Origin of the sequence: Bacillus sp. CCB-MMP212 (genome assembly GCF_022748145.1) — a bacterium.
In the GTDB taxonomy this organism is placed as follows: Bacteria; Bacillota; Bacilli; order Bacillales; family Bacillaceae_G; genus Bacillus_A; species Bacillus_A cereus.
Genome location: NZ_JALDQE010000005.1, coordinates 169,154 through 187,856, shown reverse-complemented (window position 1 = coordinate 187,856; position 18,703 = coordinate 169,154). Strand labels below are relative to the sequence as shown.

The window sequence follows — 18,703 nt, the reverse complement described above, 5'->3', positions numbered from 1 at the left end:
ATTGAATACTAAAAAAACTATTTTTATAATCATTGTTTTAGCGTTAATTGCAATACTAGTACATGGCACATATAAATACATCACTGAAGGTTCTATTTTGGGTGGTACGATTTTTGCTATCTCGTTAATACTTAGTAATTTAATTAATCACATTACTTGGGGAGATCCCCACGGTGTATCAGAAGAAAGTCAAGATGAAATGGGCCAACAAATTACATATAAAAGCTTTAAAATTGCGTATTTTGTGCTTGTAGTTATAATGTTCCTTTTATTAATCTTCTCCGAAGGATTTTCTATGGGGGCTAATTTAGATGGCGTTAAAAACCTCCCTCTGTTCATCGCAATTTGCTCTTCATTCTTTATTTATCCTATTGTCGAACTCATAGTTGCAAAACAATATAAGTAAAAAGATGAGGTTTTCTACATGTAGAAAACCTCATCTTTTTATATTTACATACTCTCTACAATTGCTTTTAATTTATTCACAGTACGCCAATTCCTAACTGTAGCTGGTGTATGTAACTTCTGAAACTGGTTCATTAATTTAGAATTTCGAATGCTATTTTTGAAAAACAAATAAGCAACCTTCTCATCTATATAGCAATCTTCAAGTTCACTTTTAAATGTAAGCAATTGACTACTTTCCTCTTCAGAAAGTACATTAGCTAAAAAAGCAACATGAACACTTTCTCCTTCTAACAATGAATGAACTTCATACGGACATTGTTTAATAATATTTATAAATTCACCATATGTTCTTAGCATGACTGGAACATCGAAATCAAATTCATTTTTTATTTCAGATTGTATTCGGTCCTTTAGCAAGTTTATATCTTCCTCAGATTCGAACACGATATTACCACTTTGTATATATGTTTTCACTTGTTTTAACCCTATTGATTCAAACACTCGTTTTAAATCAGCCATTTTGATTACTTTATGTCCACCGACATTGATTCCTCTTAGTAATGCAATATAAAGTGTCATATTATTCCCCTCACAATAAAATAAACTTATCAATTGAATCGATTTTCCCACTCATATTTCTCGGATATTTGTTTTAATTCTTCTAACATATCATGAATAGATAATACCTCAAATAAAATAATAGACTCACTTGAAAAATGGTGATGATAATGATTTGGTTTATAATCTTTTAAATCATTTTTATAACTCCAAAATTGCTTGTCTAATTCAACAATAAGTGTCAAATGTTCCTCATCAATTTCATTACAACGGTTTCTCAATATAGCAATTATAGAATGAATTGTTCGTTGTAATATTTCCCTTTCACTTTGTGACCAGTCACAAGTCTCAATTGACACTCGAGCTAAATTATCTATATGGTAAATGATTTGCTGTAATATATGAAGTTGGTTCTGCATGGTTAAAAAGCTTCTCATTTCCTTCTTTGTATGTTGATGATATTTCCAATCTTTCTGCTCATATTGAACAAATTGTATCGCCTTATGCAATAGTACAGTCAATTTAGATAAATCCTGAGCGGTCTCCTTTTTCATACCTTTTCCTGCAACTAATGCAGTAATCCATTCTTCCATAATATTTGCTGTTTTAGCAAATAGATCCTCTGTACATCCAAAAATCGTTTTCGTGTAGTGTGGTGGGAAAATGAAAAAATTCACTAAAGTAGATACTATTACCAGTAGATGTAGTAGCTAAACGAATTAAAAATGCAGTGAAATAATGATCTGCCGTAATTGGAATCATAGCTACAGCAGTTAAAGTTGCGACTAATGTTCCCGCATGTAACCTTAGTTTTTGACATGTAACGATCGTAAACATCGCAGCTAATGCATAAGAAATTGCTTGATGACCTAAGAAAAATATGAACGTCATGGCATATGCCGATCCAATTGTTGAGGCCGGAAAGCGAATAAGCCCTTTTTTTATTGAGTCTGTTGCAGTTGGTTCAATTGTAACAATTGCTGTTATTACAGCAAAAATAGTTGGAATGTTAAAAAATTCACAAACTAACACTGTAAGAAAAACTGCAATCCCAGTTTTAATCACTCTTCCCCCAACGATATTCCATTTTCTATCTTGATTCATTTTTTATATCCTTCATTTCTGTTTCATTTTATATACATATATTATATATTACATATTACTAAAATAAAAAAACCTACTACGTGAATATTCAAGAGTAAGTTTTCTATCTCATTATTTCATTATAGGTAAATGCATTATTATTTGTTGGCCAATTGGTCCCATTCTTCTAAAACCTTTATCCTCGAAGCCCACTTTTGCATATAAATTTTGTGCAGGAATATTTCTTTCATTCACAGCAAGTACCACTTCATTTTTTATTGGAAAATAGCGTTTTACAAACTCTTCTAATAATAACAATGACTTTTTAGCGAATCCTTTTCTTTGTCTATTGTGATTAATAGACAAAGAAAAGGATGTTAAAAGTAAAGCATCCTCATTATCTGTGAACTCCTTTACTCTATCTCCCGTTTCCAATGCGAAAAGACCCACCGGTACCCTATTGTAATCTAAAATAACAATCACATTTTTTGTACGATCACTTTTTGCTTTTTCCAGTAATGCGCTTGGATCTGCTGTAAACTGAACTTGTTCACTTGGTAAAGTAAATGTTTGTATAACTTCTTTATATTTCTCCTTATACGGAACTAATTGAATTTCCCCTGTGTGTATGTTCATGCTAAACTCTCCCATTTTTTAGCTTATTAACTTATACCTTGCTGTGCTTTTGAATGCACTCTTCCATCTAAAAAGGTAATTTCAACAAATGAATTTGGATCGTTTCCTTTCCAAGCAAAAATTTGTTTAATTTGTGTAGAATGTTCTACCCCTTCTTCTATAAGTAAATCCCCTTCAAAACCAATTAAATCTTTCACTTCTGTATAAGTCATTCCTTCATTTATGTTCGAGAAATGATTTATATTGATAGATTCTTTCTGTTGCCTTTCCATCACAGTAGAAGAAAGTTGCTGTTTGATTTTTCACTTCTTTTCTCTTTTCACACGCTGTCATACTGAAACCTAAGCATAAACTAAACAATATACATGCGCTTTTTTTCATCATAACAGTTGTCCCTCCCATCATAATTAAACCATATATTCCCTTAAAAATAAACTGAATATTTAATATTATACTTAAAAACCTCGCACAATTAAGTACGAGGCTAATTTCATTTATTCAAATGATTATTTGATTGATCATCCTGTTCTTTTCTTAACTCTTGTTCTTCATCTTTTGGTAATTGTTTATCATTATCTTTAATTGGATTCGTTTCTCGATTTTCAATCATATCATTTGGAACTTGTGGCATTACTCGTCCCACAATAGCCGCTAATTCATCTAGTATACCTTCACCTGTTTTTCCTTTTTTAATTTGCTTTCCGATTTGTTTGAGGCGTTCATACGTATCAACATCTGCTACAACGACTGCATTAGCACCGTCAGGGTCATTTTTTAAACTTTCTGCAACAGAATATTTAATTGATTCAACACGAGTTCGATCAAGTTTTGCTTTTACGTCTATACCTACAATAGCATATTTTCCAACAACGACCGCTGTCGCATCATTCACACCTGGCACACTTGCTGCTAAAGATGCTAAATGATCTGCCGCTTTTTCATTTGGTTTATTTGATTTATTCGTATAATTAACATTTTTCATTGAAACATTTTTTTGTTCCGGCTTTTCGTTTGGGTTTTCTTTTGTTCCAATACTGCATCCAGTTATAACGAAGCAAAGCATTAATATATATATTAGAGTTTTCATTATTTTCACCACTTCACTTTTAAGGTTTAATCATAAATTTTTTCAACAGCTTGCATTTTCTTTACCTTTTCCTCGGCCCCGCTATTAGCATTAATGAATATTTGGTACGTATCTTTTCCTAAAGTACCTACAAATTCATAGCAAAGTACTTCATTATGCAAATCATTAACTACTACAGCTTTACGTTCTTCCATTACTTTTACATCCGGATTGATTTTCTTTCTTGCTTCTGCTGCAGTTAGCTTTGCCGATGGAACTGTTCGTTTTTGATGTGACGCTAAATATTCTTTTGCGGAGAACCCTACGATAGAACCGTCATCTAAAGCAATTTTCATTTGGATTGCTTCTGGATAAATTCGTACTCCATTTTCATTTACTACATACGTAAATACACCAACATTATCATATTGTGAGCTATCATAAAGCTCCATATTATTAAACTTATGGTCCTTTAAAAATTTTAAACCTTTACTACCTGCATCGTTTAAACTAACTTTCTGTTCTTTAATTTCGCGGTTATTCATAACCCAAATTGGATATCCGCCTTTTCCGGTAATATCCATATAGAACTCATTGTTCGTTGCTTCATCTTTAATTTTCACACTATAGAAGGATTCTTTCGCACCTTTTCCACTTTTCTCTACATCTACTTTTTCATTTCCTTTTAAATTCAAAAACGATTTGGCAATTTTCGCCGCTTCATCTTTAGAAATTGCCTTTCCTTCCGCTTCAAATCCGCCTTTTTTATTTTTTTGCGCACTTGTAAAGGTCGGTCCGAAGTTTGTAGAAGAATATGATGTTACGTTTTTCTCTACAGTTTTCAATCCATCAATAATTGTGTTATCTGCTGGATCACGATTTGATGCAAGTGCCATTTCTACATCCATCCAGCGTAAATTATTTTTCAAAACAAGATGTTGTACTTTTCTTAGTTCATCTTGTATATTTCCTGCATTTGAATATAAAGTTTGTAGCGTTTTATATTCTTGCTCATTTAACGGCTCTTTTTCTAAATCACGAATGGCTGCACGGTAACTGAAATCACCGATATTCGCTAAAAATTCTTCCGTTTTATTAAATGGCATTAATGTTAAAGGAAGTTGTCCTACATCTGAGCGAGCTTCAGATGTTAAACGCCATACATCCGCTAATGCAGGTGATAAAGATGATCGTGAATTCATCGCAAGTGTTGTGCCAATTTTATCGTGTAATAAATCGACTTCGTATGCTAAATCATGGAATGCACGTTGGTAGCTATTTTCCGCTCGAATTAAAACCGCATTTTTCTCTTGGTGCTCTTTATAGCCCCAATAGCCTGTTCCTACTACACCGACTGTTAATAATACAATGATAATACCTCGTAACATTGTCCCACCTCCGCTCTATTTACAGAAAATATGTTTACCGATTTTTTTAATTTGTGGACGAGTCCAAATCCATTTACTAGTCGCAGTATCTGGATTGAAATAATATAAAGCATTTCCTGTTGGATCCCATCCGTTAATCGCATCTAAAACTGCTTTTTTTGCTGTTTCATTTGGCGTTAAATATATTTGTCCATCGGCTACCGCTGTAAATGCTCTAGGCTCAAAGATTACACCTGAAACAGTATTTGGGAATGACGCACTTGTAACACGATTCAAAATAACGGCAGCTACTGCAACTTGTCCTAAATACGGTTCACCACGTGATTCTCCATATACTGCGTTTGCCATAAGCTGAATATCATTTTGAGAATAACCGTTCGGAACATTTGTCCCTTTATTTTGAGGTGGTTTATTCTCTTGTGCAGTTCCGCCGCTATTTCCTTTATTCGTTGTCGTCCCTTTATTAGCAGTTGACTTGTCATACTTCGTTGCCTTCACGAGCATTTGCTTCGTTTTAGCTCCAGCTAAACCATCAACGGGTAATCCGAATTTCTCTTGAAAATTCCGAAGTGCCCAGTATGTACCCCATCCGAAAACACCATCCACTTTTCCCGTATAAAATCCGTTATATTTCAAACGAGATTGCAGTTCAATGACATCTTCGCCAGATGCTCCTCTTTGAATAACTTGATTAGAAAAAGCTTCTACATTCTTTAGTTGTATACTACTGACCATTAAAGACAGTCCTATGAACGCAAGTAAAACTGCTATTTTAAAAATAGCTTTTTGGCGCATAATTTTCCCTCCTTAATTACGGAAATGATTTCTTGGTTATGTTTTGTAAAAGCCTCGCTTTTATGTAAAGAAGACAAAAAAATCCAAACTAATATCGTTGAAAAAATATGTAAACAATATAAAAAAAGGATGAAAGGAGTTCATCATGAAGAAATCGTTAAAACGTGTCGCACTCGTCATTCTGTTCCTAACAACATGTTCAAATATATATACAGGCTCATCAATTGTTCATGCGCAGCCGCCGTATGCCAAATGGGGTAAACTTGCCGTAGAAAAGACGAAAGAACAATACCCAAAAGCAGAAATTATTGACTATCTTCATATAGGTAGAAAACCAAAAACAATTCAAATAACTGTTGAAAAATTTAAATTGTGGTTACGTGAAGATGGAAAAGAATATGGTGTTTTTGTTGATGTAGAATTTGAAACGAAGACGGAGAAATTTATAAAGTTGTCGTTTCAGAAGACGAGTAGATAAAGTGAAACTTTAATCAGCCCTCACCAATCGGGCTGCCCGTTAATGCGGGATAAAATGAAACCCCACTGTTAAAAATGGAAACAGTGGGGTTCCTTGCATTTCTAAAATTCTTTCCTAAAGTTTCGATTCCCTAAAAATCTTACCAATATACAAATAGCGCCAATTACTACAGCTATCCCTATGCTATATAAAAGTACTTTACCATATCCACCTATTCTCGGATCTAAAAACGGATATGGATACCAATTCACGATTGGACCACGTATTAAGCTATATACAACGTAAAAACACGGGAATAAGAGCCAACTTGCAGCTTGTTTCCAAGTGATTTTCTTAATAGGTGGATTTAAAATCCAATCTAAAAGCATTGCAATCGGCATGATATAATGTAGCACAGTATTTACCCATGGTATTGCCGTTTGAAGTGACTCTTCTAACCCTCTTAGTAACAAAAAATAAACGAGTCCTGTCGTAAGTATGTATACCGTTGCCGCACCACGAAGTATACTAAACTGTTCTGAGCGACCAAATGTAGCTGTTCCGATACTGCTTAAAAGGAGAATACATGCAACTAAAATATTACTTTCAATGGTGAAGAAACTAAAAAAGTTAACTGGATTAAACGGCTTCACTTGTGCCCTAATTATGAATTGCGTAACAATGGCGCTACACACTAGAAGACTTAAACATAATCTAAATAAAGATAAAATTTTTTCATCCTTCATACATTCCCTCCTTTTCTTATATATAATTAGAATTTCCCTGTACATGCTCAATAAATAGTTTTAATGGAACAAGCCCACGTTTTGGCATATGACTACTTATAATAGCTACTATTTCTAACTGAGGAATGATAACGATGTATTGTCCGCCGTATCCCATAGCAAAATATATACAATACGGTATGTGAAATCTTCCGTTATCTAATACCCACCAGTGATATCCATATGCACCGACATGTTCATATGTTTCAAATAGAGCCCTACTTGACTCTTCTAACCATTTCGCTGATACAATTTCTTTTTCATTCCAATATCCATTTTGCAAACATAACTTTCCTAATTTTAATAAATCGGTAGATTTCATTTTCATACCGAAGCCGCCGACATATATACCTTGCGGATCTTGTTGCCACTCGTATTCGTTAATTTCTAATGGATCAAATAAATATTTCTTTGCAAACCGCTCTGTCGACATTCCAGTAGCTTCTTGAATAATATAGCTCAGTAAATGAGAAGAACCTGAATTATAATTCATTTTTGTAGCGGGTTCTTCAATTATTGGCTTTTCTAATATGTACTGCACCCAGTTCTCTGATTCTACAAAGTCATTTGGGAATACTACTCCATTTCCAAACTCTTTCCAATCCTCACCAGTAGTCATTGTTAATAAGTGATAAAGCGTCAAATCATGTTTTTCCCCAGGTACATTTTCAATCCACTCTGTAATCGATGTATGTATATCATTTATATAGCTCTTATCAATTGCAATACCAATTAATAAAGATACAATACTTTTTGTAATCGAATTTATTTTATATAAGTTATTTGCACATTCAGGTGTTTTATAGTACTCAGTTGTTAATTCCCCTTTTTGATAAACAAGAAATGTATTCACTTTTTTCTTTTCGAATTTATTTTCTAGTTGCTTGAAATCCAAAAACTTTACCTCCATTTATATAGTTACTCCATTTATTATATCTTGTTCCTTCATTTTAAACATAATTGTGCTCAAATAAAAATAAACCTGTCAGCCATAATGAACTGACAGGTTTATTTTTATAATTTCGTACGAACATTCCAAAGCTCTGGGAAGAATTGTTGATCAAGTACTCGTTTTAAATAAGAAACACCGGAGGATCCACCTGTTCCCATTTTATGTCCAATAATTCTTTCTACTGTTTTCATATGACGGAAACGCCATTGTTGTAGCCAGTCTTCAATATCAATCAATTTTTCAGCAAGCTGATATAAATTCCAATATTTTTTCACATCCGCATACACTTCCAACCATGCTGCTTCTACTGTTGCATCTTCTTCATAAGGCTGCGTAATATCACGGTTTAACACATCTTTATGAATAGGGAATCCTTCTTTTACTAATGCTTGAATCGCGACATCATATAGACTTGGTGCATGTAGCGCTTTATGAAGTCGTGCATGTAATTCTGGATCCTTTTCATAAATTTTTAATGCGTGTGGCGTTTTATAGCCAAGTGCATACTCAATCATACGATATTGATACGATTGAAAACCTGAAGCTTGACCGAGTGAATCACGAAACTCAATATATTCTGATGGTGTTAATGTCGCAAGAATATCCCAAGATTGAATAATTTGAGACTGAATTTTTGATACACGTGCTAACATTTTAAAAGCTGGTTGTAATTTATCTTGTTTAATAGATTCAATCGCCGCATTTAGCTCATGTAAAATGAGCTTCATCCAAAGCTCACTTGCTTGGTGAATAACGATAAATAACATTTCATCATGATGGTCCGATAATCTTTTTTGAGAAGATAGTAAACTATCTAATTGTAAATACTCCCCATACGTCATATTCTCTTTAAAATCCGTATGAATCCCTTTTTCCATAATTACTTTTTCATTTTCTTTCATATTAGCCAAACGCCCCTTTTATATGATTCTACTTATATTGGTCTAATAACGGCTCGAACTGGACTTCCATCTGCATCAGTTAATGCAAGTGGTAATGCAATAAGTTCATAATCACCGTCTGCTACATGATCTAGTACGACATTTTCTAAAATATGAATTCCATGTTTAAATAATTGATGATGCGCTGCTAATTCTTTATCATCTAGCGGATCAACTGATGGTACATCTACTCCGATTAAACGAATACCTTTCTCTGAAAGAAAAGGTGCTATGTCTGCACGTAAATGAGGGATCACATCTGGAAATTCTTCAGCTTTTCCATGTGAAGATGTACGTAATAATAATCGTTCTACACCTTCTAAATGAAAGCTTTCTAATTCCTTTTTCCCGATGCTTTCAAAATTAGAAACGTCAATAATCCGTGCTGGACCAACATAAACTTGAACATCTAAATCCAATACTTTCTTTCCATCATTATCAAAATGAAATGGTGCATCAATATGAGTGCCTGTATGAATACTCATCGTTAACTTTCCGACATTTACCGAGCCACTATCTTCTTTTGACCATGAAACTTCATACGAGAACGGTGTGTCTCCTGGCCACGTTGCAATATTATTATTTAGCGGTTGTGAAATATCAATCCACTCTGATGTTTTCATATTTATGCCACAACCTCTCGCTTATTTTCAAACTGCTTATACTCTTCATTTTTCATAATTTTCTTTAATATTTGTACAGATTTCCACACTTCTTCATATGTGTTATATAAAGCGACCGGCGCAAGTCTCACCCCATTTGGCGCTCTAAAATCTGGAATTACTCCATTTGCTTTTAGTGCTTTACATATACGTGCTGCTTCTGCATGCTCTAAATAAATGTGCCCACCTCGTTTTTCATCCTCTAATGGATTTCCAATTGTAAATTCGAAATCTTTTAATTCATGTCCAATTAAATTCAGCATGTATCTCGTAATATGTAAAGATTTCTCACGTAAACGTTCAATACCAGCATCTTTGAAAATTTCAAGTGAACCAATTAATGGTGCTGTACTTAAAACGTGCGGTGTACCAATTTGATAAGCACCTGCATGATCAGCAGCTGTTAATGTATGATCCATATCAAACTGCTTATCTTTTCTAGAACTAAACCATCCAGACAACCCTGGTAGTCTATTGAAATGTTTATTATTTACATAAATTCCTGCAACGCCACCCGGTCCTGCATTTAAATATTTATAATTGCACCAAACAGCAAAATCGACATCCCAATCTTTGAAATGATGCGGAATAGATCCTATTGAATGGCATAAATCAAATCCGATATGAATGCCGCGTTTATGAGCTTCCGTTGTTAAACGTTTCATATCCAGAATTTGACCACTTCTATATAAAACAGAAGGTAATAAAATTAAAGCGATATCATCTTCCATCGCATAAATAATATCTTCTTCAGAAAGTGTTCTACCATCTCGGCTTTTCACTCTTACTAGATGTTCATTTGGGTCTAATCCTTTTAGACGAATTTGACTTTGAAGTGCATAAATATCTGACGGGAAAGTTAATTCATCCGCAAGTATTTTTGTACGTATTCCTTTTGGTTCATAAAACGTCGCAATAACTTGGTGTATATTCGTAGTCGTAGAACCGGTTACAATAGTTTCTTCGGGTAAAGCTCCAATAAGAGGGGCTGTAAGTTTACCTAATTTCTCTGAAAGGAAAAACCACGGGTGCTCACCTTCTGTCCAGCCGTCAATGCCATACTCTTTCCAAGATTCTAGCAACGTAAGTAATGATTTCTCTGCTCTTTTTGAAAGTAGCCCTAATGAGTTTCCATCTAAATATATAGTACCTTCTTTTTTATAGAATTCAGTTTGAAAATCTTTCAGTTCATCATGTTTATCACATTCAAGCGCATACTCATAAGTTGGTTGAAATGGTTCTTTATACATGGTGTCACCTTCTCTTAATTTTCTTTTTATTCTAACTAATTGAAATATATCACCATAATTGATACAACGTCAATGATATTGTGTCAGTTGACTTTATATATGAACTTCTTTTACAATACAGTTATATTTTCAGATATTTCAGTATAAAGAGGTGATTCTTTGAAAAACTCTACTCTTTCATCAAGAAAACACCGCTCCTTAGAAACGAAGAAGAAACTATTACACTCTGGTTACACTATTTTTATAAATAATGGATTTCAAAAAACGACAATTACACAAATTATTAAACATGCAGAAACTGGTTATGGAACAGCATATGTATACTTCAAAAACAAAGATGATCTCCTAATTAGTTTAATGGAAGATGTTATGAATCAATTTTATAATATTGCTGAGCTCTCTTTTTCTCCACAAACAAAAGAGGAAGCACGTATAATGATCCAAAATCAAGTTAGAGCATTCCTGCAATTAGCAAATGAAGAACGCGCTATTTTGCAAGTTGTAGAGGAAGCGATAGGATTATCAAGAGAAATACGGCAAAAATGGGATGAGATTCGGGAACGTTTTATAACAAGCATTAAACAGGATATTACTTACTCTCAAGAAAGTGGATTAGCACAACCTAATTTAAATAAAGAGATTGTAGCACGCGGTTGGTTCGCGATGAATGAATCGTTTCTTTGGACTATTACGCAAAATGATAAAAAGATTAACTTAGAGGAAATTGTGTATACGTTAACGGAGATGTATACGACCGGGTTATATAAATAGCACACCTTCAATAAGGAAGGTGTGTTATTTTACATCTATAAAAATATATTATCTGGGTATGGTAGCGCTAAAGTAGGCTTTTCAGAAAATGAGAAATATTGTAGTTTTAAAGATTCACCATCTATCGATTTCAGTTTTCCACTAGTAATTTCACATTCAAACACAACAACAATATATTCTACTTGATCGCCATTCGGATATATATGACGGAACCTTTCCCCTCCAAATACCCCTTTTTGTTTTTTTACTTGCACTTTCAAACCCGTTTCTTCCCACACTTCACGAACTACCGCTTCTTCTGGAGTTTCTCCAGGCTCAATTGCTCCAGCTGGCAAACTCCAGTATTCCCCGCCAGGATATTGAAACAAAATATCTCCCTGCCCATTCTTTATAACAGCAGCTACACTCGGTATTAGAATTAGTTCATGGCCTAATTGCTCACGGATTTTTTTATAATATAGCGACATCGACATATAATTCTCTCCCACTCCAATAATAAACAACTGTATTTTCTGACACCTATTGTATAATAATACCAATAGCAATTTCTATATAGAAAGGATAAGAAAATTACTCCCCTTTATATCTGCTACACTAGATAATTTATACAGTTCTAAACCTCGCGTTTTCCATTCTTGTGAATCTTGTTTAATTATCTTTTTAAAATATTTTAGTAGTGGCCATAAAGCATACTCCTTATGATCTACATAACTAACAACATCCCATTTTAACTTTTCATTAATTTCACTCATAAGTTCGGGTATTACTACTTCACCATATTTTTTAAAACATTCATGAGTTTCTTCGTAATTTTAAAATAAAGTTTGATTAAAAATATCGTGTTAACCCGTATTCTATGGTAAATAAAAAGAATCCATTTTGAAAAAGATTGATCAAAATGGATTCTTATCCAGCAGGTTTATGTTTTGATTTTATAAAAAAGTTTGATCATTTTCTATCAATGAAAACAATTAATTGACTATTTTTATTATGAAAAGGTCGGAGCAGGAAATTCATCAATTTTGATACGAAGTAAACTATAAGGTTTCTGTCGTAAGTCTTTTCCATAATGAAATCTAGGCTGTCGATGTAATTGGTTCACAATGACATACAAATATTGATCCGGACCAATTGAAAAAGTATCCGGCCACAAAATTCTCGGATCATGTGCAATAGTTTCCATTATGCCATTTGGCAATATCTTACGGATACTGTTGTTTTCATAATCTCCAGCATAAACAGTTCCCTTTGCATCAGTGATCATTCCATCAGACGCACCTTTTTCTCCCCAATACTCCACATGATAAGGTAAATTCATGTCCGATATCGTTCTGTCTCTCAGGGCTTCTGTTGAGATCGAGAACAAATGCCGACTGGTTAGTGGAGCAAAAAATAATATCTTTCCATCAGGAGAAATCGCAAGACTATCAGACGCCAATCTAAATGGAGAAGTTGAACCGTCTTTGTTTCGATTCATTAAAATTTGACCTTCTACTTTCGGTAAAAAATAGGGATCGGGTGAAGTTGAATTTGCTCCATTTAACCGTCTAAACGCGTTTCCATTTGATAAATCTACGACGATAATAGCTCCTGGTCCTCTTGAAGAAGAATCCGTTATATAGGCATAACCTGCTTTTCCAACACGAAAATCAAAACGGACATCATTCAGATAAGTTGTAGGCAGGACAACATCTTCTGTAAAGGTATATACTTTTCTTATTGTATTGGTTTCTAAATCAACAGCGACTAATTTTGCCCCCCCTTTAATAGGTTCAGAAAAATTGGGTGCCGCTGTATCTAATATCCAAAGCGTTCCCCTTCCATCAGCAACTACACTTTGGACACTGATGAAAGTCATTGGGATATTCTCGGGGTTAACCAAATTGGTTTGTAAATTAGGATAAGGCTGCAATTTATCCTCAAAAATTTCCGCCACCGTAAATTTAACATCGTCTCCCCATTTCGGAAAGCAAATGAAAATACGACCGGTTTCTGAAACAGTAACACCTGTAGGCATAGCCCCATAAAATGCATAAACTAGTTCTAAATTACCGAAATATTTTTCACTAGGTAACATAGGTTTCATAATATCCTCCTCAAGCATTCAAACGGGATATCTCCTATATATGATTTATATTTTTTCTAGTGCATGTTTCTTAATAAGTTTTTCTATACGAAAAGATGATTGAATTGATTGTTTTCGAAATTTAATAAGTCTGTCAGAAGAAAGGAAACATTTTAATTTAAAGGTCTCCAGATGAAGTAGAATTCAATTAGCAGGTAGCGAAGTTCAATATTCCCGAATCAACGTTAAGCTGGTATAAAAAATGGGGAAATTTCCCCCTTTAATTGAACAATACAACTGAAATTTAAGGGGCAAAAAAAACCTTATATTAATACAGGGTTTTATCAATCTTTTTTATAAATTATCAAACTTTATTTTAAATCAATACCACACTTTATTCCATGTTCCATGAGTAACTAACGGGTGCTTTGAACAAGAAAATAAAGGTGAGTACATATTATACATGACTAATATGCGCTCACCTTTATTTTTTAAAGATTTTTAGCTTTTAGGTCTTGATAATAATTTTTAGTGGTTGTATTAACAATTTATATTTAGTAAAATTGCTTTTTATGAATTTGATATAAGTCCAAAGAATTTCCTGGTCAATATAATAACGTATATCAGCACACTTTTTCTTTATTTATTCTACTTACAATTCCAACTATAAATTTATATTCAATCCTCCTCTTCTTAGTTTTTTTAAACCCTTCTTTCGTATCAAAAATAAAACACGTTTTCCGAAACCAAATTCGTACATATAAAGACTCAAAATAAATAGGTTTTATAATTCCTCGTTCTTCAAATTCAGTTCCATCTTTATTTTCAGTTTCCGTTCGAACAAACCACTTATTCCCGATTCCAATTTCAATGTACTTCACACACTAACCCCCATTAGGAAATTTCCCTTCTAACAATTCTATTATTTCCCCGGTAAGCGCACATTCCGACAGAACATGAGCCCACAAAGAAAAAGTAGATTACAAAAATCTACTTTATAACTTATATTTTTGCATTCGTTTATAAAATGTACTACGGGGTACATCTAATAGTTTTGCAGCTAATGAAACATTTCCGTTTGTCTTTTGTAATGCTTCAATCATGCTATCACGCTGTATTTTTTCGCGAAAATTCAATGTATGTTCGGTTTTATTTTCAACTTGTAACTCAAGTTGTTGTTGATTTCCCATCATTGTTTGTATCAAAAGAGCGACTTGTTTTTCGCATATTTCCCGTCCTTGCGACAAAATGTAAATGCGTTCTAATGCATTTACTAGTTCTCGAATATTTCCGGGCCATGTATGTTGTAAAAATTGATTGCAAATACTCTTCGGAAATACAACATTCCAATTCTTCCGTTCGCAAAAGTGTTGTATAAAATATGGGATATCCTCTTTTCTTTCTATTAACGATGGAACATATAACGGATAAACGTGCAAACGATAATATAAATCTTGACGGAATTTCCCTTCTTCTACTAACCGTAGTAAATCTTTATGTGTGGCAGTAATAATACGAATATTTACTGGTACCTCTTTTGAACTTCCTATTGGAGTTATTGTACGTTCTTGTAAAACACGCAATAATGCTACTTGCATCTCTGGTGGTACTTCACCAATTTCATCTAAAAATAATGTTCCTCCATTCGCTTGTTCAAATTTCCCTTTATATCCTTGACGTCGCGCACCTGTAAATGCCCCTTCAGCATAACCGAACAATTCACTTTCCATTAATTCTTTAGGCAAAGAACCGCAGTTAACAGCTATAAAGGGCCCGTCTTTTCTTGGACTATTTTCATGAATCGCTCTCGCGACATATTCCTTTCCCACTCCTGTCTCACCACATACATACACACTAGCCTCAGTCGGTGAAACAAGCTTAATTTCTTCTAGTGTGTGTTGAAATGCTTTGCTTGTCCCAGTAACTCCTGGAAAAGTAATTCCTTTTATAAATGTGAGAGCAGAATATGTATTCATTTGTTTGTTTTCCTTTAAATACATACATTTCCCAATCATTCTTTCATTACTATATACTGGTATCTCTAATTTAGTTTCTAATCCATGGTGCATTAACTCTTCAAGTTTCATTCTTGACCAATTATTTATTCGTTCACGAACGCTCTTACTCGCAGAAACGATAACATCACGATGATTACAAATAACTACTTGTTCATCACTATCAATGACATCTAAAAAACGATGAATTAAGTGTAATTCATTTTGATGAACTCTTATGCTACATTCACGTTCTATCGCATGTGCAATTGAAGTTACCATACCGAGCATATATGGATGCGAAAATTCAATTGGACAGGAGAAATCTAGAACACCAATTAATTTCCCGTCATCATTATGAATGGGAGCAGCCGCACAACTCCAGCTATGAGATGCCACGGAGTAATGTTCAGTACCACTTATCATAATAGCTTCTTCAATTTCTAGCGCTGTTCCTATTGCGTTTGTCCCCACAGCTGCTTCCGTCCATTTTACACCTTCAATAAAATTAATATATTTCGCTCGCTTTAACGTTTGTTTATTTCCACTTAACGATAGAACATAACCATCTGGATCGATTAATAATGCCATCATTTGTAGTTCATCAATGGTTTTTCTCATATTTTGTATTTGAGGGATTGCGATATCTAGGAAGATTTCACTCTTTTTCTTTTGATCTTGAAAAAAATTAGAAGACAAAATTTTCTGACCTTTATTCATGTGAGGATTCACATTTGCTTGTTTACATCGATGCCATGACTCTGAAATTCTTTCGTTTATACGGTTCGAATCAAGGACTCCTTCATTAATAAACTTTTTCCATGTATGTAAGTAAAACGGTGAAGCTAACATTGTATCATCTCCCTATTCATTGTTTTGGAGATCTGTAAAAACATACTTTTATTATAAAACTGAATAAAAGCGTTTTCAATAAAACTAGAAAGACGACACAGATATGTTAATAATTTGAATATCTTAATGCACTTCTTTATTCTTTTTTAGTAGCACTATATTTTGTATAATGGAAGCAAAGAAAATACATAACCAAAACCACTTTTGTGGATTACCGTTTATAAAGAAAACAATCACGGCTATTGCAAATAAAATAGTGGATGCTAAACTAAAATATAATTTTGTTTTCATTCCTATTATCCCTCACCCCTCTATTACTTTACAGTACATACTAACTCTTCATTTTTCATCTCTACTATGTACTCCTGTAAAACATATTCTTTCCCGCCATGGTTTTCATACCATTCATGTATTCTTCTAATATGCCTCTCGTCACTTCTAATTTTCGATTCTATTTCTTTATACTGTTCATAACTATCATATTCCCATATAGCAAATACTTCAGACGTACCATTCTTATTATCTTTCATCCAGCGTCCTATTAGCTTAGAACCATGCTTTAATTGATTAGGTAAGTTCGTGTTATTGAAATGATCATTAAATACTTCTATGAATTCATTTTTCACTACATAGTACTTCCTTCTGTAAAACATACTTCTTCACCTCTTTTATGAAAAGTATCAGTAAACCTTCCCATCACTACCGTATTATAATACTTTCCGTCCGATAGTCTTTTGTCATTTTTCAAAACGCCTTCTACTTCAAAACCTAATTTTTTATAAAGATGAATAGCTTTCTCGTTTGTCTCTAATACTTGTAAAGATATTTTATTTACTGCATTTTCGTCAGCCCATTTAATAGATTGTTGTAATAGGCTCTTACCCATTTTATATCCCCAAAACTCTTTTAAAATGCAAACGCCAAACTCCACTTTATGAGATAATCTCTTAAAATTTGATCCTTCACACCTTGAAAATCCAACGATTCGATTGTGCACTTCTGCAACTAAAAAGAGATTCTTCGTCTCTTCACTATCTGTTTTTATTATTTTTTGAAATCCTAGATTATCTATAAATCCCTCTCCAGCATCTCTATCCATATTTTCAGTTTCTCCATCAATCTGAACTCTAATTTTCGATAACTGGTCAGCATCTTTCTCAGCTGCAGAACGAATTGTATAAGTTAATCCATTTATATGAAACTCTTGCTCTTTTACAATCATGTCAAACTCCTTTCAAATGAATATAATGGCGCTATTACAACTTGTTTACCTTGTTTCTCAAATTCCTGAACAGTTTCTTTACTAGCCTCTTCGTCAGTTATAATAAGGTCAATTTCTTTTAGAGACTCTCCTCTTATAAAACAATCTATTCCAAGTTTATTATGCGGGGCTAAACAAATATTTTTTCTAGCAATTTCACTTACTCTTTTACTAAAATAAGCAACTTCAGGTGTTGCAGTACTAATACCTTGTAATGAAATGCCTCCACCTGTAGAGAAATAAAGATCAATAGAAAATCTACTTATCAATTCAGAAGCAAGTGTATCAGTAATATTCCCTGAAGGTTTTACTTTTCCGCCAATTAAATACGTATCAATATTCTTATATTCTCGTAGATAACCAGCTATTTCTATAGAATTCGTAATAACCGTAAATGATATTTCCGGTAAATATTTCAGCATCGCATTATGAACGGAAGCCCCACCAATAAAAATCGAATCACCTTCTTGTATATAAGATGCTGCAACTCTTGCGATTGTGTCCTCATATATTGAACTATCACTATAACGTTTAGTTGGTTCCGCAGCTAAGTTTCTCACTCGCGTAAGTTTAATTGCACCTCCGTGCGTTCTTTTTAATAAACCTTCCTTCTCCATAATAGACAAATCTCTTCTTATAGAATCAATAGACATATCAAATCTTTCCGCAAGTTCCTTTGCGATTACTCTTCCATCTGTATTAAGTAGTTCTAAGATTCTCTCTCGACGTTCTTCAGTAAACATGTTATCACCACCGTTATTGAAGATTCAGAAATTTAA

At 33.6% G+C, this 18,703-nt stretch carries 20 protein-coding genes and 2 pseudogenes; 3 read left to right on the top strand and 19 right to left on the bottom strand.

The window, feature by feature from the left end; genetic code table 11:
- Position 1: 1 nt before the first annotated feature.
- Complete coding sequence (locus tag MRP26_RS15725; RefSeq protein WP_242806302.1) at positions 2–406, top strand: hypothetical protein; 405 nt, start codon at positions 2–4, stop codon at positions 404–406.
- A 44-nt stretch (positions 407–450) separates the two neighbouring features.
- On the opposite strand, the gene MRP26_RS15720 is transcribed toward MRP26_RS15725, so the two are convergent.
- From MRP26_RS15720 to sleB, 7 genes and pseudogenes are all read right to left on the bottom strand, one after another.
- A complete protein-coding gene (locus MRP26_RS15720; RefSeq protein WP_242806295.1) occupies positions 451–987 on the bottom strand; it encodes a DUF1697 domain-containing protein in 537 nt (178 codons plus the stop codon).
- A 29-nt stretch (positions 988–1,016) separates the two neighbouring features.
- A pseudogene (locus tag MRP26_RS15715) lies at positions 1,017–2,070 on the bottom strand (aromatic acid exporter family protein).
- Positions 2,071–2,181: 111 nt separating this feature from the next.
- A complete protein-coding gene (locus tag MRP26_RS15710; RefSeq protein WP_242806293.1) occupies positions 2,182–2,700 on the bottom strand; it encodes a GNAT family N-acetyltransferase in 519 nt (172 codons plus the stop codon).
- Positions 2,701–2,711: 11 nt separating this feature from the next.
- Positions 2,712–3,069: pseudogene (locus tag MRP26_RS15705) on the bottom strand (hypothetical protein).
- A gap of 106 nt (positions 3,070–3,175) precedes the next feature.
- Positions 3,176–3,772, bottom strand: a complete 597-nt coding sequence (locus tag MRP26_RS15700; protein WP_000854060.1) for a YhcN/YlaJ family sporulation lipoprotein — start codon at positions 3,770–3,772, stop codon at positions 3,176–3,178.
- 26 nt (positions 3,773–3,798) lie between these two features.
- A complete protein-coding gene (gene ypeB, locus MRP26_RS15695; RefSeq protein WP_016081334.1) occupies positions 3,799–5,139 on the bottom strand; it encodes a germination protein YpeB in 1,341 nt (446 codons plus the stop codon).
- Positions 5,140–5,154: 15 nt separating this feature from the next.
- On the bottom strand, positions 5,155–5,934 hold the full coding sequence (gene sleB, locus MRP26_RS15690; protein WP_001249053.1) for a spore cortex-lytic enzyme: 780 nt from the start codon (positions 5,932–5,934) through the stop codon (positions 5,155–5,157).
- A 145-nt stretch (positions 5,935–6,079) separates the two neighbouring features.
- Here sleB and MRP26_RS15685 point away from each other — a divergent pair, with 145 nt between their 5' ends.
- Entirely contained in the window at positions 6,080–6,412 is a 333-nt protein-coding gene (locus tag MRP26_RS15685) for a DUF3889 domain-containing protein (RefSeq protein ID WP_029442516.1), read from the top strand.
- A 101-nt stretch (positions 6,413–6,513) separates the two neighbouring features.
- Here MRP26_RS15685 and MRP26_RS15680 read toward each other — a convergent pair whose 3' ends face one another.
- From MRP26_RS15680 to kynU, 5 genes are all read right to left on the bottom strand, one after another.
- Positions 6,514–7,137, bottom strand: coding sequence for a Pr6Pr family membrane protein (locus MRP26_RS15680; RefSeq protein WP_071732135.1), 624 nt, complete (start codon positions 7,135–7,137; stop codon positions 6,514–6,516).
- Positions 7,138–7,153: 16 nt separating this feature from the next.
- Entirely contained in the window at positions 7,154–8,071 is a 918-nt protein-coding gene (locus MRP26_RS15675) for a serine hydrolase domain-containing protein (RefSeq protein WP_069355721.1), read from the bottom strand.
- Between the two features lie 119 nt (positions 8,072–8,190).
- Positions 8,191–9,030, bottom strand: coding sequence for a tryptophan 2,3-dioxygenase (kynA, locus tag MRP26_RS15670; protein ID WP_000661957.1), 840 nt, complete (start codon positions 9,028–9,030; stop codon positions 8,191–8,193).
- A gap of 32 nt (positions 9,031–9,062) precedes the next feature.
- Positions 9,063–9,692, bottom strand: a complete 630-nt coding sequence (gene kynB, locus MRP26_RS15665) for an arylformamidase (RefSeq protein WP_078400576.1) — start codon at positions 9,690–9,692, stop codon at positions 9,063–9,065.
- A 2-nt stretch (positions 9,693–9,694) separates the two neighbouring features.
- A complete protein-coding gene (kynU, locus tag MRP26_RS15660) occupies positions 9,695–10,981 on the bottom strand; it encodes a kynureninase (protein WP_053564259.1) in 1,287 nt (428 codons plus the stop codon).
- 159 nt (positions 10,982–11,140) lie between these two features.
- Between kynU and MRP26_RS15655 the strand changes: the two genes are divergently transcribed.
- Positions 11,141–11,752, top strand: coding sequence for a TetR/AcrR family transcriptional regulator (locus MRP26_RS15655; RefSeq protein WP_053564258.1), 612 nt, complete (start codon positions 11,141–11,143; stop codon positions 11,750–11,752).
- Positions 11,753–11,787: 35 nt separating this feature from the next.
- Here MRP26_RS15655 and MRP26_RS15650 read toward each other — a convergent pair whose 3' ends face one another.
- The 7 genes from MRP26_RS15650 to MRP26_RS15620 form a co-directional block, all read right to left on the bottom strand.
- The gene (locus MRP26_RS15650) at positions 11,788–12,225 is read right to left on the bottom strand and encodes an NUDIX hydrolase (protein ID WP_000062938.1); all 438 of its coding nucleotides are present in this window, start codon (positions 12,223–12,225) and stop codon (positions 11,788–11,790) included.
- 515 nt (positions 12,226–12,740) lie between these two features.
- Positions 12,741–13,838 (bottom strand): L-dopachrome tautomerase-related protein, encoded by a 1,098-nt coding sequence (locus MRP26_RS15645; RefSeq protein WP_069355723.1) that lies wholly within the window; start codon positions 13,836–13,838, stop codon positions 12,741–12,743.
- Between the two features lie 602 nt (positions 13,839–14,440).
- Positions 14,441–14,698, bottom strand: a complete 258-nt coding sequence (locus tag MRP26_RS15640; RefSeq protein WP_053564256.1) for a DUF3977 family protein — start codon at positions 14,696–14,698, stop codon at positions 14,441–14,443.
- Between the two features lie 114 nt (positions 14,699–14,812).
- Entirely contained in the window at positions 14,813–16,663 is a 1,851-nt protein-coding gene (locus MRP26_RS15635; protein WP_242806291.1) for a sigma-54-dependent Fis family transcriptional regulator, read from the bottom strand.
- 314 nt (positions 16,664–16,977) lie between these two features.
- A complete protein-coding gene (locus MRP26_RS15630; protein ID WP_000499988.1) occupies positions 16,978–17,316 on the bottom strand; it encodes an NIPSNAP family protein in 339 nt (112 codons plus the stop codon).
- A complete protein-coding gene (locus MRP26_RS15625) occupies positions 17,289–17,885 on the bottom strand; it encodes a GNAT family N-acetyltransferase (RefSeq protein ID WP_000635672.1) in 597 nt (198 codons plus the stop codon). The genes MRP26_RS15630 and MRP26_RS15625 overlap by 28 nt, the downstream gene beginning before the upstream one ends.
- Entirely contained in the window at positions 17,882–18,667 is a 786-nt protein-coding gene (locus MRP26_RS15620) for a DeoR/GlpR family DNA-binding transcription regulator (RefSeq protein ID WP_242806289.1), read from the bottom strand. The genes MRP26_RS15625 and MRP26_RS15620 overlap by 4 nt, the downstream gene beginning before the upstream one ends.
- Positions 18,668–18,703 lie beyond the last annotated feature (36 nt).

Bases quoted from the DNA above. Each gene is read 5' to 3' on its own strand.
- kynB (WP_078400576.1), bottom strand. From the start codon at position 9,692: ATGAAAACATCAGAGTGGATTGATATTTCACAACCGCTAAATAATAAT.
- MRP26_RS15620 (WP_242806289.1), bottom strand. From the start codon at position 18,667: ATGTTTACTGAAGAACGTCGAGAGAGAATCTTAGAACTACTTAATACA.
- MRP26_RS15700 (WP_000854060.1), bottom strand. From the start codon at position 3,772: ATGAAAACTCTAATATATATATTAATGCTTTGCTTCGTTATAACTGGA.
- ypeB (WP_016081334.1), bottom strand. From the start codon at position 5,139: ATGTTACGAGGTATTATCATTGTATTATTAACAGTCGGTGTAGTAGGA.
- MRP26_RS15685 (WP_029442516.1), top strand. From the start codon at position 6,080: ATGAAGAAATCGTTAAAACGTGTCGCACTCGTCATTCTGTTCCTAACA.
- MRP26_RS15635 (WP_242806291.1), bottom strand. From the start codon at position 16,663: ATGTTAGCTTCACCGTTTTACTTACATACATGGAAAAAGTTTATTAAT.
- MRP26_RS15720 (WP_242806295.1), bottom strand. From the start codon at position 987: ATGACACTTTATATTGCATTACTAAGAGGAATCAATGTCGGTGGACAT.
- MRP26_RS15680 (WP_071732135.1), bottom strand. From the start codon at position 7,137: ATGAAGGATGAAAAAATTTTATCTTTATTTAGATTATGTTTAAGTCTT.
- MRP26_RS15645 (WP_069355723.1), bottom strand. From the start codon at position 13,838: ATGAAACCTATGTTACCTAGTGAAAAATATTTCGGTAATTTAGAACTA.
- kynU (WP_053564259.1), bottom strand. From the start codon at position 10,981: ATGTATAAAGAACCATTTCAACCAACTTATGAGTATGCGCTTGAATGT.
- MRP26_RS15710 (WP_242806293.1), bottom strand. From the start codon at position 2,700: ATGGGAGAGTTTAGCATGAACATACACACAGGGGAAATTCAATTAGTT.
- sleB (WP_001249053.1), bottom strand. From the start codon at position 5,934: ATGCGCCAAAAAGCTATTTTTAAAATAGCAGTTTTACTTGCGTTCATA.
- kynA (WP_000661957.1), bottom strand. From the start codon at position 9,030: ATGAAAGAAAATGAAAAAGTAATTATGGAAAAAGGGATTCATACGGAT.
- MRP26_RS15630 (WP_000499988.1), bottom strand. From the start codon at position 17,316: ATGTTTTACAGAAGGAAGTACTATGTAGTGAAAAATGAATTCATAGAA.
- MRP26_RS15650 (WP_000062938.1), bottom strand. From the start codon at position 12,225: ATGTCGATGTCGCTATATTATAAAAAAATCCGTGAGCAATTAGGCCAT.
- MRP26_RS15625 (WP_000635672.1), bottom strand. From the start codon at position 17,885: ATGATTGTAAAAGAGCAAGAGTTTCATATAAATGGATTAACTTATACA.